Here is a 16,086-nt window from a genome sequence, read left to right as displayed (position 1 = left end):
ATCGGCGCTCACGCCGGGCGTGCCGCGCCGACCCGCGCCGCCTCCCGCTCGGCACCCTGCGGTGCGATCCCCGACTTCATGCCGGCCAGCTTGGCGTTGATGTTGTCGGCGATGGTGATCGGCGGGTATCCGGGCTGATCGGTGCGGGCACATCCGGGCAGCGTCTCGATGACGGCGTCATGGTTGCCGTCGAAGAAGAACGCCGCCGAACGCCGGCGCAGGATGCGACCATCGACGACCGGCGGATCGACGCGATGGATCGTCGAACGCCACCGGTCGTTGGTCCAGCGCGCCATCGCGTCGCCGAGATTGACGATGAGCGCACCGTCGGCGGGCTCGACGTCGTGCCAGACGCCGTCGTGGTCGAGGACCTGCAGCCCGGGTACCTGATCGGCCCACAACACGGTGAGGATCCCGAAGTCGGTGTGCGCGCCCATCCCGGTGAGCTCACCGATCAGGTCGATCTCCCCCTCGGGCAGGGTGTAGTTGTTCATCTTCAGCGCGTCGATGGAGTGGTCGACCATCGTCGCGAAGTAGCCGTCGGGAAGACCGAGCGCATCGGTGAACGCACACAACAGGATTCGGGACACGGTGCGCGCCTCGTCGAACCACCGCTCGACGGCCGGCCGGAATCCCGGGGCCGCGTCGGGCCAGGTGTTGTCGGGATAGCTCGCCACCGGCAGCCCGGATACCCCCGGGTACCAGTCACGTTCGGAGCCGACGGTGAACGCCTCGTAGAAGTCGTTCATCTGATTCGCCGCGGCCACACCGAGACTCATGCTCAGCGACTCGCTCTTGGGCGGGCTGTAACCGCGATTCTCCCCCGGCCGGGTGTAGCGCTTCTTGACCTCCAACGGCAGGGCGTAGAACTCGTCGAGTGCATCGGCCAGGCCGGTCATCACCTCCGGTGCGACGCCGTGGCCGACGATCTGGATGAAACCGACTCCGGCGCAGGCCTCATCGAGGGCACGGGCGACCTCGGCACGCGCCGACGGGTCGGCGTGCGGATCTCGGTAGGCGGAGATGTCGATGACGGGGACGTGAAACATGGTCAGCCTCTCTCGGATGTGAGATGTGAGCGGGTCTGATCAGCGGCGCCGGTGCACGAGCGCATTGAGCACGCTGAACACGGCGAACACCGCGATCCCGAACAGCGACGCGAGGATGATCGCGGCGATGAGATCCTCCGATTGCAGTCGCGAGCGGTAGATGTCGAGCAGGGTGCCGATGCCGGGCTGGCCCTTGGCGAAGAACATGTCGCCGATGATCGCACCGACGACGACGAGGCCCGACGCGGTACGGAAACCGGTCATGATCGCCGGAAGTGCCGAGGGCAGTTCGAGTTTCCACAGCCGGGCGGGAATCGACGCCCGTGACAGGGTGAACAGTTCGTGAGCTCCGCGGTCGACCGACATCAGCCCGAAGTGGGTGTTGGCGATGATCGGGAAGATCGCGATGACGACGCACACGATGGTCCGGGCGGTCATGCCGTAGCCGAACCACAATCCGATGAGCGGCACGATGGCCAGCACCGGGATCACCTGGGCCACCACCGCCCACGGGTAGATGGCGCGTTCGAGGAATGCCCCGCGACTCATCACGATGCCGATTCCCACGCCGAGTATCGCGGCCACCACGAAGCCCACCAGGCTGACCCGCGCGGTGACGAGCAGCGCGTCGAGCATGGGGTCGACGTGGGCCTTGTCGAGCAGCGAGGTGGTCAGCACCTGATGCGGTGGGGGCAGCAGGAATCGTCGCTCCGGGCTCAGGATCTGGTAGCTGACCAGGTACCACAGGGCGATCCCGACACCGAACGACAGCGCCGGGGGTGCCACCATCGCCAGGGCCTTGCGTGTGCGCGCCGCCGTTCCCGGTGACGCCGCGCGCGGCACCGCGGCGGAATCCGTCGCCGGGGCCGGGGCCTCCGTCGGGACCGGGTTCTTCGCCGGGGTCGAGTTCTTCTTCGGGACAGCGCTTGTCAGGGTCATCATGCACCTCGCAGGGTTGTGGAGACCTCGGCCACGTGGGCGGTGAAGGCCGGGTCGAATCGCAGTTCGGGGTCGCGCGGATAGGGGAAGTCGATGCGCAGATCGGCGACGATGCGGCCGGGCCGCGCGGACATGACGATGACCCGGTTGGCCAGGAACACCGCCTCCGACATCGAGTGGGTGATGAACATCGCGGTGAATCGGTGTGCGGTGTAGAGCCGCAGCAACTCCGATTGCATGTCGAGGCGGGTCATCTCGTCGAGCGCGCCGAACGGCTCGTCGAGCAACATCACCTCGGGGTCCTTGGCGAGCATGCGCGCCAACGACACCCGCATCTTCATGCCACCGGACAGCATGCGCGGCAGTTGTTTCTCGAAGCCGGTGAGCCCGACCGCCTCGATGGCGTCGGCGGCGCGGGACCTGCGCTGCGCCTTGGGCATTCCGGCGAGTTCGGCACACAGCTCGACGTTGGCCTGCACCGAACGCCACCCGAGCAGGGTGGGTTCCTGGAAGATCACGCCGACCGAGTCGGTGGCCAGGGCGACGCTGCCCGAGGTCGGCGACTCGAGACCGGCGGCCATGCGCAGCAGCGTCGACTTACCGCAGCCCGAGGGACCGACCACGGCGACGAAATCGCCTGTGGCGACGTCGAGGTCGACCTCGGCAAGGGCTTGGGTCCCGGACTCGAATCGTTTGCGCGCCCCGGCCACCGAGATGACCACTCCCTTGCGCAGGTGCCGGGCGTCCGGCTCGTTGACGGTGTCGATGAGACTCATGGGCGCTCCTGGTGCTGGGCCGGCGAGATGGCGGGTGGACGAGGTCGAGATGCGATCGCACTACATGTAGCGACCACACCGGCTGCGTGGTGACGATTCTTGATTACATGTATTGCGATCGCGTGACCTTCTGTGAACTCTATGTGTCGAACATCCTCGTCCCATCCGGTTTCACCTGCACAGATCCGGACAATCGCCAGCTCAGGTGCCATTCCCTCCGGCCGCAGACGGCCATCGCCGCTTACATGTAGCCGAGTGGCCCCACGCGGCGTTGTGTCCTACGTTTACATGCAATTCGTTCAGTCCCAGTCCAGGAGCACCCCATGCGAATCCCGACCACCTCCCTCCGCGCCGCCGTGGCCACCGCCGCGGTGGCCACCTGCCTCGCGGCCATCACCGGCTGCACCGACTCGTCGAGCACCTCCGGCGCCGCGTCGAGCCTTCCGCCCGCGCCTCCGCAGTACAACCTGGCCGCGTCGTGCCCGAAAGATGTTGTGGTGCAACTCCAGTGGCAGCCACAGTCCGACATGGCCGGCGTCATCGGCCTGCTCGGCCCGGGCTACAGCGTCAACACCGATCAGAAGTCGGCCACCGGGCCGCTCGTCTTCGACGGCAAGGACACCGGCGTCGACATCACCCTGCGCGCCGGCGGGCCGGCGATCGGATTCCAATCGGTGCCCTCGGTGATGTACTCCGACGATTCGATCGATCTCGGCTTGGTGCACGGCGACCAGATGGTCTCGGCGGCGACCGCCCAGCGCGTCGTCGGCGTGACACCGCTGCTGCAGTACAACCCGTCGATCCTCATGTGGGACCCGAAGGCCCATCCGACCTGGAAGACCATCGCCGACATCGGCAAATCCGACGCAACCGTCGTGGTGTCCAAGGACCAGGTCTTCCCGCAGTGGCTGGTGGCCAAGGGCCTGCTCAAACAAAGTCAGCTCGACACCGGATACGACGGCGCCCCGGCCCGTTTCGTCGGCGACCCGACCATCGCACAGCAGGGCTTCGCCAACTCCGAGCCGTATATCTACGAGCACGAGACGCCGTCCTGGGACAAGCCCGTCGCGTACGCGATGGTCAAGGACGCGGGCTACGACGTGTACGCCTCGAACGTCACCGTGCGCGCCGACAAACTCGACTCACTGCGCGCCTGCCTGACCAAGCTGGTCCCGATGATCCAGCAGACCGGCAAGAACTATGTCTCCGCACCCGAGGCCATCAACACCACGATCACCGACTGGGTGAGCCAGGACGTCGCGTTCACCCCCTACAGCAAGGGCGAGGCCGCCTACTCGGCGCAACTGCTCAAGGACAAGGGCGTGATCGGTCCGGATTCCGCGGGCGCCTGGGGTGGCTACGACCTCACCAAGGCCCAGACGTCGATCGATGAGCTGATCCCAGTGCTGAACAAAACGGGTGCGAACCTGCCGGCCACCCTGCCCGCCTCGCAGCTGTACACCACCGAGTTCATCGACCAGAACATTCGCTGACCAGGAGCGACAGGCGGGGATTGCGGGCGGAATAAAACTTGATAGTGGTGCGCTCAACTTGACATAAGAGTGCTTCACCGAAGCGCCCCGAGTCAAAGGAGATCATCATGGCAACCAACGGCCGTCTCGTTCCCGCCCGTCGCGCCGCGACCCCGTTCTTGAGCCCGTTCCGGATGTTCGAGGACAACCGCGGACTGCTCGACTTCTTCGACACCGCCTTCGCCGGACTCGAACCCACGCGGTTCGCCGACGCGTGGACCCCGGCGGTGACCGTCGAGGAGACCGAGAGCGCCTACATCGTCGAGGCCGAGCTGCCGGGCATCAAGCGCGAGGACATCAGCGTCGAACTCGACGACAACGTCCTGCATGTGCACGGTGAGACCACCGAGGTCGAGCGCACCGGCGAGGTACGCCATCAGACCCGGCGCACCGGCAAGTTCGACTATCGCCTCGGGGTACCGGGAGAGGTCGACACCGACAAGGTCGAGGCCACACTCACCGATGGCGTCCTGCGTCTCGAGCTCGCCAAGGCCGCACCCGCGGTCGCCCGGCGCATCGAGATCACCGACGGCTCGTCCGACGCGAGCTGACGTACCTGCCCCTTCCCCAGCGGCGCCGCCCGGAACACTTCCGGGCGGCGCCGCTGCATGGTGGGCCACTCATTCGGGTGGGCCGCTCATTCGATCGGTGTCATCTCCCCCGCTCGAGCACGCATTCTCCGCAATACCGGTGCTAACGTCACGCACGGTGGTGCGCACGGAGGGCTGTGCGCGCCCGCAGCAGGTGCGGTGCTCGATGCAGTGGAGGCGCGGGGGATGCAACGATCCGGTGAGCGACAGATCGCCGGATACCGCGTGGCCGACATCCTCGGACAAGGCGGCATGGGTACCGTCTACGCCGCCCATCACCCGCGGCTACCGCGAATGGTCGCGCTCAAGGTGCTCAACGCCTCGGTGTCGGCCGACCCCGGATTCCGCCAGCGGTTCCGACGCGAAGCGCACCTCGCCGCGACCCTCGAACATCCACACATCGTGTCGATCTACGACTGCGGTGACGACAACGGACTGCTGTGGATGAGCATGCGTCTCGTGCGCGGCACGTCGGTGGCCCAACTCGTCGCCGACGCACCGCAGGGCATGCCGGTGCCGACCGTGCTCGCCGTGCTGCGCGACACCGCCCGCGCCCTGGACTTCGGGCATCGCCGCGGCATCGTGCACCGCGACGTCAAACCCGGCAACATCCTCATCGACACCGAGATCGACCAAACCCTGCTCGGCGACTTCGGCATCGCGCGCCAGATCGGCGCCGACGACGGGCTCACCGCGGCCGGTACCTTCATCGGCACCTTCGATTACTGTTCACCCGAACAACTTTCGGCACACGAGCTCGACGGCCGATCCGATCAGTACAGCCTGGCATGTATGGCCGCCCAACTGCTGACCGGGTGCAAACCGTTCCAGGGGCCCACCGTCGCGACGATCATGAAGGCACACCTCGTCGATCCGCCGCCGTCGATCTCGGCGATGCGTCCCGACCTGTCGCCGGCCATCGACCCCGTCTTCCTGCGCGCCCTCGCGAAGAGTCCCGGCGATCGGTACCCATCCTGCGCGGAATTCGTTCACGCACTGTCGGTGGCGCTGTCGACTCCGACGCCGGTGACTCCCCCGCCGGCGTCGGTCGCTGCGACGCCATCTGCGCCCTCGCCGGCCGATGCCTACGCCCAGACCCAGGTTTCGTCGGGTTCGACACCGACGCTGGTGCCCTCGCACATCGAATTCGTCGGTGCGGCACAGGAGTTCACGTACACACTCTCGGGCATCTCGCACACCGTGGCACTCCGCCGGATACGCGCCACCCGCGATCTGCCCCAACATCGGGTGAGCGCAGGTGATCTCGGCGGATGGGTCGCCTCGGCGGACAACGTCGTCGATCAGGCGTGGGTCGGCGACCAGGCGTGGGTCGTCGGCGAGGCCCGGGTCGCCGACAATGCCGCCGTCCGCGACAACGCCTTCGTCGGCGATCGTGCCGAGATCCGCGGTACCGCACGGGTCGACGGAAATGCATCGGTGTTCGGCGAGGCCGTCGTCTCCGGCGGCGCCCGGATCTCCGGTGATGCCGAGATCATCGGGCACGCACGGGTATCGGGCACCGCGTGGGTGTACGAGGAGGCGGTCATCGACGGCGACGCCGGCGCCATCGGCAATGCCCGTGTCTGCGGCCACAGCCGCGTCGCCGAGAACGCACTGGTCGACGAGTACGCCATCCTGTCCGAGAACTGCCGGGTCGGCGGTCATGCGCGGGTGCGTGGGCACGTCCGCATCTCCGGAGCGGCCACCATTGGCGGCAGCACCGTGATCGACGGGCGCGCACGGGTTCACGGGAATGCCCAGGTGAACAGTGAGGCCCACGTCGGCGGCGATGCGGTGGTGTTCGGCGACGCCGTGATCACCGGCACGGCCCGCGTCGCCGACGACGAGGTGTCGACGGGGACGCGGGCCTGAGAACGACGGTGCCGCAGCCGCTCACGCCTGCGAGCCGGTGACCCCGCTTCCTACTTCGGACTCCACCGGGACGTCGGCGGTCGAGCGACCGGCCACGCGACCCGCACCGGTGAACCGGCTCAGGACCAGCATCAGGATCGCGCCGAGTGCCGCGCCGACCGGCCAGCTCAGCGCCGTGATGTTCTGCGACTCGGGCACCAGCGCCACCAGCGCGGCCACCACACCCGAGATCACCAGCGCCGCCACCGCGGCCGGGTTGAATCCCCGGGTGAAGTGGTAGGCGCCGTCGGGATCGACCGAATACAGATCGGCGACCTTGGTCTTCTCCTTGCGCAGCAGGTAGTAGTCGACGATGAGGATGCCGAACACCGGGCCCATCAACGAACCGACACCGCCGAGGAAGTACACGATCGCGGTCTCGCTACCCCAGACCTTCCACGGCAACACCACGATCGAGAGTACCGCGGTGATGATGCCGCCGGTCCGGAACGAGATGTACTTGGGCGCGACGTTGCTGATGTCGTAGGACGGCGAGACGAAGTTCAGCACGATGTTGATGCCCACCGTGGCGATCGCGAACAACACCGCGGCGATCACCACGACGACGTTCGAGTCGATCTTGGACACCAGCGCCACCGGGTCGAGGGTGCCGTCACCGAACACCTTGAGCGAGCACAGGGAGATGATGATCGAGAGCACCACGAATGCCGTCTCGTTGAGCGGAATACCCAGGGCGTTACCGCGTTTGATCGCCTTCTTCGATGGCGCGAACCGCGCGAAGTCGGCGTAGTTGACCAGCGGGCCGGCCATGTAGGCGATCATCAGGAAAGCGACGGCGACGAAGGCGGCGATGGTGCTCGGTAGCGACAGGACGTCGCCGACGCGCGCGTGCCAGTTGATGCTCCAGTCGGCCTGCTCGAGCATCCAGATGGCCAGTGCGATCATGCCGATCCACACCACCGGTCCCGCGAAATCCGAAGCCTTGCGGACGATTTCCATGCCGTAGCTGAGCACCAGCAACTGCACCGCCCAGAGCACCATGAAGGTGATCCAGCCCAGCGGGCTCTGCCCGAGGAAACCACCGGTGGTCCAGGATTCCATGCCCGGCCAGATGCGCACGATCAGCACGATCACCGCCAGCGATGCCAGGTAGGTCTGGATGCCGTACCAGAACACCGCGACCAATCCGCGCAACAGGGCGGGGATGTTGGCGCCGAAGATGCCGAAGGTGGCGCGGGCGAACACCGGGAACGGTACGCCCACCTTCTGCCCGGCGACACCGATCAGGTTGGAGCCCAACCAGAGTCCGAGCACACCGACGAACAGGGCGAGCATCGTCTGCCACCCCGACAGGCCCAGGGCGAGCATGCCGATGGCGAAGGTGTAGCTACCCAGGCTGTGTGCCGAGGTCATCCACAGACAGAACAGGTCCCACGAGCGCCAGGTGGCCTTGCCCTCCGCGGTGGGCGCGAGATCGGCATTGAGCAGCGCCGAACGCTCCGGCGTCTGCTGAATTGTTGTGTCGGTCATCAGTTCTCCGAAAAGTGAAGTGGGTCAATCATGCTGGGGGAAACCCAGGTTGATGCCGCCGTGTGACGGATCCAGCCACCGCGATGTGACCGCCTTCTCCCGTGTGAAGAAGGCGTAACCGGCACTGCCGTACGCCTTCGCGTCGCCGAACAGCGACGCCTTCCAACCCCCGAAACTGTGGTAGGCCACCGGAACCGGGATCGGCACGTTGATCCCGATCATCCCGACGGTGACCTCCCGCTGGAATCGTCGGGAGGCCCCACCGTCGTTGGTGAAGATCGCCGTGCCGTTTCCGTAGGGAGAAGCATTGATGATCTCGACGCCCTCGGCGAAGCCGGACACCCCGACCACCGAGAGCACCGGTCCGAAGATCTCGTCGGTGTAGGCCGCCGAGTCGAGCGGCACCCCGTCGAGCAGCGTCGGGCCCAGCCAGAATCCGTCTGTGCCGCCGTCGAACTCGCCGTCGCGACCGTCGACGACGATGCGGGCACCGTCGGCCTCGGCGATGTCGATGTAGCCCGACACCTTGTCGCGGTGCGCCGCGGTGATCAACGGACCCATGTCGCAGCCCTTGCGGCCGTCGCCGGTGCGCAGCCCGGCCATCCGGGAGGCGATCCGCTCGATCAGCTCGTCGGCGATCGAGTCGACCGCCAGCAGCACCGACACTGCCATGCATCGCTCACCGGCACTGCCGAATCCGGCGTTGACCGCGGCGTCGGCGGCCAGGTCGAGGTCGGCGTCGGGCAGCACCAGCATGTGGTTCTTCGCGCCACCGAGCGCCTGCACCCGCTTGTCGTGTGCGGTGCCGGTGGCGTAGACGTACCGCGCGATCGGCGTGGAGCCGACGAAGGAGATCGCCGGGACGTCCGGGTGGGTCAGTAGGGCGTCGACGGCCTCCTTGTCGCCGTGGACGACGTTCAGCACGCCCGGCGGCAGTCCGGCCTCGGTCATCAGCTCCGCCAGCCAGTTCGCCGCGGACGGGTCCTTCTCGCTGGGCTTGAGGATCACGGTGTTGCCGGCCGCGATGGCCAGCGGGAAGAACCACAGCGGCACCATCGCCGGGAAGTTGAACGGGCTGATGATCCCGACCACGCCCACCGGTTCACGCACCGAGTACACGTCGACGCCGGTCGAGACATTCTGGGAGAACTCACCTTTGGACAGCTGCGGCATGCTCAGGGCCAGCTCGACGACCTCGAGTCCGCGCGCGATCTCGCTGGCCGCGTCGGAGAGCACCTTGCCGTGCTCGGCGGTCAGGATCTCGGCGAGCTCGTCGCGCCGCGCGGCGAGCAGTTCGCGGAAGCGGAGCATGACCGCCTGGCGGGCCGCGATGGAGGCGTTGGCCCACCCGTCGAAGGCGCCGACGGCGGTGGCGACGGCCTGCGAGACGTCGGCGGCACTGGCCAAGCGCACCTGCTTGCTGACCTCACCGAGCGCCGGGTCGTAGACCGGAGAGGTGCGCTCGGAATCCCCCGCCCATGCCTTGCCCCCGACGTAATGGTCGAGCACCGTGGTGGTCACTTCGTCACTCCTTCGATCGTCTTGCTGGACAGTACTTCTCGATAGATGGCCATGGCCTCGCGGACCTCGTCGTCGGAGACGATGCACGGCGGGACCACGTGGATGCGGCTCTCGGCGGTGAATGCGAGCAGCCCGCGCGCGGCGAGTTCGGACTTCAGTCCGGCCACCTGCGCCGCGGGCAGCGGTTCCCGGGTGGCGCGGTCGGTGACGAGTTCGATCGCCCAGAACACGCCGACGCCACGGACCTCGCCGATGATCGGCAATTGCGCTGCCAGCGCCTCGAGTTCGGGTCCGATGACCTCGGCGCCGACACGTGCGGCGTTCTCGACGATGCCCTCCTCGGACATGGCGTCGAGGGCGGCGACGACCGACGCCGCCGCCAGCGGGTGTCCGCTGTAGGTCAGTCCGCCCGGGAAGACCCGGTGGGCGAAGGTCTCGGCGATGGCGTCGGAGATGATGACCCCGCCGATCGGCACATATCCGGAGTTGACGCCCTTGGCGAAGGCGATGAGGTCGGGCACCACGTCGTGCGGCTCGAAGGCGAACCACGTTCCGGTGCGGCCGAATCCGGCCATCACCTCGTCGGCGATGTAGACGATGCCGTACTTGTCGGCCAGTGCGCGCACGCCGGCGAGGTAGCCGGGCGGGGGAACCATGATCCCCGCGGTCCCGGGCACCGATTCGAGCAGGATCGCCGCGATGCTCGCGGGACCCTCGGCGACGATGGTCCGCTCCAGATGTGCCAGTGCCCGTTCGCATTCCTGCTCCGGGGTGCTCGCCCAGAACTCCGAACGGTAGAGGTAGGGACCGTGGAAATGGACGTGGCCACGCGCGAACTCGTTGGGCACGCGCCGCCAGTCACCGGTCGCGACGACGGCGGCACCGGTGTTGCCGTGATAGGAGCGGTAGGTGCTGAGCACCTTGTCACGGCCGGTGTGCAGGCGGGCCATGCGGATCGCGTTCTCCACCGCGTCGGCGCCGCCGTTGGTGAAGAAGACCTTGTTCAGCCCGTCGGGGGCACGCTCGACGATGCGCTTGGCGGCCTCGCCGCGAGCAAGGTTGGCCGTCGCCGGAGCGATGGTGCACAACGTCTGCGCCTGCTCGGCGATCGCCGCCACCACGCGCGGATGCTGATGCCCGATGTTGGTGTTGACCATCTGGCTGGAGAAGTCCAGATAGCTGCGCCCGGCGTCGTCCCACACCCGGCAACCGCTGCCGCCGGTGATGACCATCGGGTTCAGATCGGCCTGCGCAGACCACGAATGGAAGACGTACTGGCGGTCGAGCTGATAGGCCCGATCCTGCACCGAGCTCTCGAGAGTGCTCATCTCACTTCTCCTTTCGCACGGCGACGCCACCGCGGGTGAGGGTCGGGATGATGTGCTCGCCGTACATGCGCATCGTCTCCTCCTTGTTGTCGTGCTGGAGGTAACCGGCGAACTGGTCGACACCGAGTTTGCCGAGCGCCTCGAGTTTGGTGAGGTGGTCCTCGACGGTCCCCAGCACACAGAAGCGGTCGACGATCTCGTCGGAGACGAAGTCGGCGTGGGTGTTTCCGACCTGACCATGCTGGTTGTAGTCGTATCCCTCGCGGGTCTTGATGTAGTCGGTGAGGGCGGCGGGGATCGAACCGTCGGTGCCGTAGCGCTCGACGATGTCGGCGACGTGATTGCCGACCATGCCGCCGAACCACCGGGACTGATCACGCTGGTGATCGAGGTCGTCGCCGACGTACATCGGTGCTGCCACACAGAATTTCACGTCGTAGGGATCCCGGCCGGCATCCGAGGCCGCCGAGCGAACGGTGTCGATCATCCACGACGCGATGTCGAGATCGGCGAGTTGCAGGATGAATCCGTCGGCGATCTCACCGGTCAGCGCCAGCGCCTTCGGGCCGTAGGCGGCCACCCAGACCGGCAGTGACGAACCGGAGCTCCACGGGAGTCGGACCGTGGCCCCGTTGATCTCGACCTCACGGGAATTGCCGAGTTCGCGGATGACGTTCACCGACTCACGCAGATCACGCAGGGTGGTCGGTTTGCCGCCGGTGACCCGGACCGCCGAATCACCGCGCCCGATACCGCAGATGGTGCGGTTGCCGTACATCTCGTTGAGCGTGGCATACAGCGATGCGGTGACCGTCCAATCGCGCGTCGCGGGATTGGTGACCATCGGTCCCACCGTGACGCGCCGGGTCTCGGCGAGCATCTGGGCGAACAGCACGTAGGGCTCCTGCCACAGCACGTGCGAGTCGAACGTCCAGACATGGCTGAAGCCATGCGATTCCGCGAGGCGGGTGAGCGCGATGGTGCGCGCCGACGGCGGATGGCATTGCAGGACAACTCCGAAATCCATGATGCTCCTAGATGAGGTACTGGCTGAGTTCACGGCGGACGAATTTCCCGTGGCCCTTGGTGCCGACGTAGTCACGGTCTGCGACGACCACCGAACCGCGGGACAGGACGGTGTCGACGGCGCCGTCGATCTCGTATCCCTCCCACGCGGAGTAGTCCATGTTCATGTGGTGGGTCTTGCCCATGCCGATCGACGTGTGCCCGGCGGGGTCGTAGATCACGATGTCGGCGTCGGCGCCCGGTGCGATGACACCCTTGCGTCCGTAGAGGCCGAACATCCGGGCCGGGGTGGTCGCAGTGATCTCCACCCAGCGTTCGAGACTGATCTTGCCGTCGACCACCCCCTGGTACAGTAGGTCCATCCGGTGTTCGACCGAGCCGATGCCGTTGGGGATCTTGGTGAAATCCCCGATGCCCATGTCCTTTTGGCCCTTCATACAGAACGGGCAGTGGTCGGTGGACACCAGTTGCAGATCGTTGGTGCGCAGGGCTTGCCACACCTCGTCCTGGTGGTGATCGTGCTTGGATCGCAGCGGCGTCGAGCAGACCCACTTGGCGCCCTCGAAACCCGGTGCGCCGAGCTGATCCTCGAGCGAGAGATACAGATACTGCGGGCAGGTCTCACCGTAGACGTTCTGGCCGGCGTCGCGGGCGGCGGCGAGTTGACCGACGGCCTGCTTGGCCGAGACGTGCACGATGTAGAGCGGTGCGCCGGTGAGGTTTCCGAGCATGATCGCCCGGTGGGTGGCCTCCTCCTCCAGCTGCCAGGCGCGGGCGATGCCGTGATAGTACGGATCGGTCTTGCCGGCGGCGACGAGCTGCTCGGCCAGGACGTCGATCGCCGGGCCGTTCTCGGCGTGCATCATGGTCAGCAAGCCGGTCTCGGCCGAGACCTGCATGGCCCGCACGATCTGCGCGTCGTCGCTGTAGAAGACGCCCGGATAGGCCATGAACAGTTTGAAACTGGTGATGCCCTCGTCCTGCAGGCCGGCCATGGCGGCCAGCGAATCGGCGTTGACGTCGCCCACGATCTGGTGGAACGAGTAGTCGATCGCGCATTCACCGTCGGCCATCGAATGCCAGGTCGCCAGCGAATCCTGCAGTCGCTCACCGAACTTCTGCACGGCGAAGTCGATGATGGTGGTCGTACCACCCCACGCCGCGGCCCGCGTGCCGGTCTCGAACGTGTCGCTGGCCTGGGTGCCGCCGAACGGCATCGACATGTGGGTGTGCGCATCGATGCCGCCCGGGATGACGTACTTGCCCGTGGCGTCGATGACGGTGTCGGCGGTGGTGGCCAGATCGGCACCGAGCACCGTCGAACCGGGTTCGAGCAGGGCGACGATGCGCTCACCGTCGACCAGGACGTCGGCTGCGCCCTTGCCGGTGGCCGAGACGACGGTGCCGCCGTGGATGAATGTGGTTGCCATGGAGATCCTCTCGCGAGAAGGCGCGGTCAGCGGGCGTGGATGGCGTCGTAGCTGTCGGGGCGGCGATCGCGGTAGAACTGCCAGTCGTTGCGGACCGTGCGTACGAGGTCGAGATCGAGGTCGCGGACCACGATCTCCTCGGTGTCGGTGGAGGCGACCTCGCCGACGTAGTTGCCGCGCGGATCGGCGAAGTAGGAGCTGCCGTAGAAGGTGACCGCCTTGTCGCCGAATTCGCCGCTCTCGGTGCCGATCCGGTTGTTGGCGGCGACGAAGTACTGGTTGGCGGCCGCGGCGGCGGGCTGCTCGAGTTCCCACAGTCGGTTCGAGAGCCCGGGTTTGGTGGCCGAGGGGTTGAAGACGATCTCGGCGCCGTTCAGGCCCAGTTCCCGCCAGCCTTCGGGGAAGTGCCGGTCGTAGCAGATGTAGACGCCGACCTTGCCGACAGCGGTGTCGAAGACCGGGTAGCCGAGGTTGCCGGGCCGGAAGTAGAACTTCTCCCAGAACCGGTCGACGTCGGGGATGTGGTTCTTGCGGTACTTGCCCAGGTAGCTGCCGTCGGCGTCGATGACCGCGGCGGTGTTGTAGTAGAGGCCCGCCATCTGCTCCTCGTACACCGGCAGCACGATGACGATGCCGAGTTCCTTCGCGATCGCGGCGAAGCGTTCGGTCAGCGGACCCGGGACGGATTGCGCGTATTCGTAGTACTTGGCGTCTTCGACGATCCCGAAGTACGGGCCGTGGAAGAGCTCCTGGAAGCAGACGATGTTCGCGCCCTGAGCCGCGGCCTCGCGGGCCAGGCCCTCGTGCTTGACGACCATCGACTCCTCGTCGCCGGTCCATTCCGCCTGGGTGATCGCCGCCCTGATCACGGTCATCGCTTGTTTCCTCCGTCGTCGGTGGGACTCGTCAACTTGTGATTGAATAAATGACACTCTGGCGAGTAAACATTTCCGGAATATTTCTCACTATGGAGTATGTGTTACGACCGCGGGGCCGAAACGACAGAATCTCCTCACAAGACACTTCTCGATCCCGACCGACCGCCCCGACCGACCCACCGAGGTATCCGATGACCGTGCACGACCCCGCCACCGAGGTGACGCCGCAGCGCATCGTGATCGACGACCCCACACCTGCGGGGATCGCCGGTGCCATCGGACGGATGATCCGCAATGGTGAACTCGTCCCGGGTGATCGTTTACCCACGGTGCGCGACCTGTCCGCCCAGCTCGGGGTCTCCCCCGCGACCGTCAGCTACGGGTGGAAGGCGTTGTCCCGCTCGGGCCTGGTGGTCTCGCGCGGACGCAGCGGCACGTTCGTCGCCGACGGCGCCGTTGCACCGGAGGTGCCCCGGGTGTCGCGCACCGCGACGATGGCCCGCACCCACGGCAGCATCGGGCTCGATCTGTCGAAGGGGTCACCGGACCCCGAGCTGCTCCCCGAACTGAAGGCCGCACTGTCGAATGTGGCCGAGCGGGCCGCGACGACCAGCTATCACGATCATCCCGTGGTTCCCGAGCTCGGCGACCTGCTGCGCACCCGTTGGCCGTCCAAGGCGCAGGCACTGACCGTCGTCGACGGCGCCCTCGACGCGGTGACCCGCTCGCTGCAGGCGGTCACCCGCTTCGGTGACCGCGTCATCGTCGAGGACCCGACGTTTCCGCAGTTCCTCGATCTCCTCGACACCCTTGGCCTGCAGCACATCCCGGTGCCGATCGACCGCCACGGGCCCGATCCGGATGCGTTCGCCCGCGCGATGGCCCAGGCCCCCACGGTGGCGCTCCTGCAGCCGCGCGCCCACAACCCGACCGGTGTCAGCATGACCGCGGCCCGCGCCCGCGATCTCGCGCGTGCCGTCCGGGGGACGCGGTGCGTCGTCATCGAGGACGACCACAGCGGCGCCGCCGTCGCCGCCCCCGACATCAGCCTGGGCCGGTGGCTGCCCGATCAGGTGGTCCATGTGCGCAGCTTCTCCAAGTCACACGGCCCCGACCTGCGGATCGCCGCGATGACCGGTCCGCGCGACGTGATCGACCGGGTCACCGCCACCCGTATGCTCGGACCCAGCTGGACCCCGCGCCTGCTGCAACGGGTGCTCTATGAACTGCTCACCGACGAGACGTCCGTCGCCGCCGTCGACAACGCCCGCGCGGCGTATCGGGCCCGCCGCGCGGCACTGGTCGAGGCGTTGGCGGACAAGGGAATCGACGTGGGCGGCACCGACGGCCTCAACGTGTGGGTGCCGGTCTCCGACGAACGCAACGCATTGATCCATCTGGCCGCCAACGGCATTCAGGTCGCACCGGGTGATCCGTTCATCGTCGAGCCGCAGCGCGGTGGCGACCACGTGCGCGTCACGATCGCCACGCTGCGCGACGACGTCGAGCGGGTCGCGGCGACCCTCGCGGCAGCGGCGTCGGGAAACCAGGCGGATTTCTACCCGTTGCGGTGATCGGGGCCGGTGGTGGGGTCGGGCAGGGAGGCAGACGTCGG

The 16,086-nt window shown here is 67.0% G+C and carries 13 protein-coding genes; 4 read left to right on the top strand and 9 right to left on the bottom strand.

Features of this window, described 5'->3' with window-relative positions; all coding sequences use genetic code 11:
- Positions 1-8 precede the first annotated feature (8 nt).
- The 3 genes from J6U32_RS06935 to J6U32_RS06925 are packed head-to-tail and all read right to left on the bottom strand — an operon-like array spanning position 9 to position 2,764.
- Positions 9-1,049 (bottom strand): isopenicillin N synthase family dioxygenase, encoded by a 1,041-nt coding sequence (locus tag J6U32_RS06935; protein WP_208794188.1) that lies wholly within the window; start codon positions 1,047-1,049, stop codon positions 9-11.
- Between the two features lie 39 nt (positions 1,050-1,088).
- Positions 1,089-1,991, bottom strand: a complete 903-nt coding sequence (locus J6U32_RS06930; RefSeq protein ID WP_208794187.1) for an ABC transporter permease — start codon at positions 1,989-1,991, stop codon at positions 1,089-1,091.
- Positions 1,988-2,764: an ABC transporter ATP-binding protein gene (locus tag J6U32_RS06925; RefSeq protein WP_208794186.1), complete on the bottom strand. Its 777-nt coding sequence runs from the start codon at positions 2,762-2,764 to the stop codon at positions 1,988-1,990. The genes J6U32_RS06930 and J6U32_RS06925 overlap by 4 nt, the downstream gene beginning before the upstream one ends.
- A 323-nt stretch (positions 2,765-3,087) precedes the next feature.
- Here J6U32_RS06925 and J6U32_RS06920 point away from each other — a divergent pair, with 323 nt between their 5' ends.
- The 3 genes from J6U32_RS06920 to J6U32_RS06910 all read left to right on the top strand — a co-directional run bounded on the left by J6U32_RS06920 (position 3,088) and on the right by J6U32_RS06910 (position 6,758).
- Positions 3,088-4,257: a nitrate ABC transporter substrate-binding protein gene (locus J6U32_RS06920; RefSeq protein WP_208794185.1), complete on the top strand. Its 1,170-nt coding sequence runs from the start codon at positions 3,088-3,090 to the stop codon at positions 4,255-4,257.
- A gap of 107 nt (positions 4,258-4,364) precedes the next feature.
- Positions 4,365-4,847 (top strand): Hsp20/alpha crystallin family protein, encoded by a 483-nt coding sequence (locus J6U32_RS06915; RefSeq protein WP_208794184.1) that lies wholly within the window; start codon positions 4,365-4,367, stop codon positions 4,845-4,847.
- A gap of 198 nt (positions 4,848-5,045) precedes the next feature.
- Complete coding sequence (locus J6U32_RS06910; RefSeq protein ID WP_244332661.1) at positions 5,046-6,758, top strand: protein kinase domain-containing protein; 1,713 nt, start codon at positions 5,046-5,048, stop codon at positions 6,756-6,758.
- A gap of 21 nt (positions 6,759-6,779) precedes the next feature.
- Here J6U32_RS06910 and J6U32_RS06905 read toward each other — a convergent pair whose 3' ends face one another.
- The 6 genes from J6U32_RS06905 to J6U32_RS06880 are packed head-to-tail and all read right to left on the bottom strand — an operon-like array spanning position 6,780 to position 14,468.
- Positions 6,780-8,288, bottom strand: a complete 1,509-nt coding sequence (locus J6U32_RS06905) for an NCS1 family nucleobase:cation symporter-1 (protein ID WP_208794183.1) — start codon at positions 8,286-8,288, stop codon at positions 6,780-6,782.
- Between the two features lie 24 nt (positions 8,289-8,312).
- Entirely contained in the window at positions 8,313-9,809 is a 1,497-nt protein-coding gene (locus tag J6U32_RS06900) for a CoA-acylating methylmalonate-semialdehyde dehydrogenase (RefSeq protein ID WP_208794181.1), read from the bottom strand.
- On the bottom strand, positions 9,806-11,137 hold the full coding sequence (locus J6U32_RS06895; RefSeq protein ID WP_208794179.1) for an aspartate aminotransferase family protein: 1,332 nt from the start codon (positions 11,135-11,137) through the stop codon (positions 9,806-9,808). Before J6U32_RS06895 ends, J6U32_RS06900 begins: the two co-directional genes overlap by 4 nt.
- Position 11,138: 1 nt before the next feature.
- Complete coding sequence (locus tag J6U32_RS06890; protein ID WP_208794177.1) at positions 11,139-12,164, bottom strand: TIGR03842 family LLM class F420-dependent oxidoreductase; 1,026 nt, start codon at positions 12,162-12,164, stop codon at positions 11,139-11,141.
- A gap of 7 nt (positions 12,165-12,171) precedes the next feature.
- A complete protein-coding gene (hydA, locus tag J6U32_RS06885) occupies positions 12,172-13,593 on the bottom strand; it encodes a dihydropyrimidinase (protein ID WP_014358887.1) in 1,422 nt (473 codons plus the stop codon).
- A 26-nt stretch (positions 13,594-13,619) separates the two neighbouring features.
- On the bottom strand, positions 13,620-14,468 hold the full coding sequence (locus J6U32_RS06880; RefSeq protein WP_208794176.1) for a nitrilase-related carbon-nitrogen hydrolase: 849 nt from the start codon (positions 14,466-14,468) through the stop codon (positions 13,620-13,622).
- A gap of 194 nt (positions 14,469-14,662) precedes the next feature.
- On the opposite strand from J6U32_RS06880, the gene J6U32_RS06875 reads away from it, so the two are divergent.
- A complete protein-coding gene (locus J6U32_RS06875) occupies positions 14,663-16,045 on the top strand; it encodes a PLP-dependent aminotransferase family protein (RefSeq protein WP_208794174.1) in 1,383 nt (460 codons plus the stop codon).
- Positions 16,046-16,086 lie beyond the last annotated feature (41 nt).

This window comes from Gordonia polyisoprenivorans (genome assembly GCF_017654315.1).
GTDB classification, from domain to species: Bacteria; Actinomycetota; Actinomycetes; order Mycobacteriales; family Mycobacteriaceae; genus Gordonia; species Gordonia polyisoprenivorans_A.
The sequence above is the reverse complement of the archived record's forward strand: the minus strand, read 5'-3'. Positions and strand labels throughout refer to the sequence as shown.

What these genes read in the sequence shown, in the direction of transcription:
- J6U32_RS06905 (WP_208794183.1), bottom strand. Translation starts at nt 8,288, where the DNA reads ATGACCGACACAACAATTCAGCAGACGCCGGAGCGTTCGGCGCTGCTC.
- J6U32_RS06920 (WP_208794185.1), top strand. Translation starts at nt 3,088, where the DNA reads ATGCGAATCCCGACCACCTCCCTCCGCGCCGCCGTGGCCACCGCCGCG.
- J6U32_RS06930 (WP_208794187.1), bottom strand. Translation starts at nt 1,991, where the DNA reads ATGATGACCCTGACAAGCGCTGTCCCGAAGAAGAACTCGACCCCGGCG.
- J6U32_RS06915 (WP_208794184.1), top strand. Translation starts at nt 4,365, where the DNA reads ATGGCAACCAACGGCCGTCTCGTTCCCGCCCGTCGCGCCGCGACCCCG.
- J6U32_RS06880 (WP_208794176.1), bottom strand. Translation starts at nt 14,468, where the DNA reads ATGACCGTGATCAGGGCGGCGATCACCCAGGCGGAATGGACCGGCGAC.
- J6U32_RS06890 (WP_208794177.1), bottom strand. Translation starts at nt 12,164, where the DNA reads ATGGATTTCGGAGTTGTCCTGCAATGCCATCCGCCGTCGGCGCGCACC.
- J6U32_RS06875 (WP_208794174.1), top strand. Translation starts at nt 14,663, where the DNA reads ATGACCGTGCACGACCCCGCCACCGAGGTGACGCCGCAGCGCATCGTG.
- J6U32_RS06895 (WP_208794179.1), bottom strand. Translation starts at nt 11,137, where the DNA reads ATGAGCACTCTCGAGAGCTCGGTGCAGGATCGGGCCTATCAGCTCGAC.
- J6U32_RS06935 (WP_208794188.1), bottom strand. Translation starts at nt 1,049, where the DNA reads ATGTTTCACGTCCCCGTCATCGACATCTCCGCCTACCGAGATCCGCAC.
- J6U32_RS06925 (WP_208794186.1), bottom strand. Translation starts at nt 2,764, where the DNA reads ATGAGTCTCATCGACACCGTCAACGAGCCGGACGCCCGGCACCTGCGC.
- hydA (WP_014358887.1), bottom strand. Translation starts at nt 13,593, where the DNA reads ATGGCAACCACATTCATCCACGGCGGCACCGTCGTCTCGGCCACCGGC.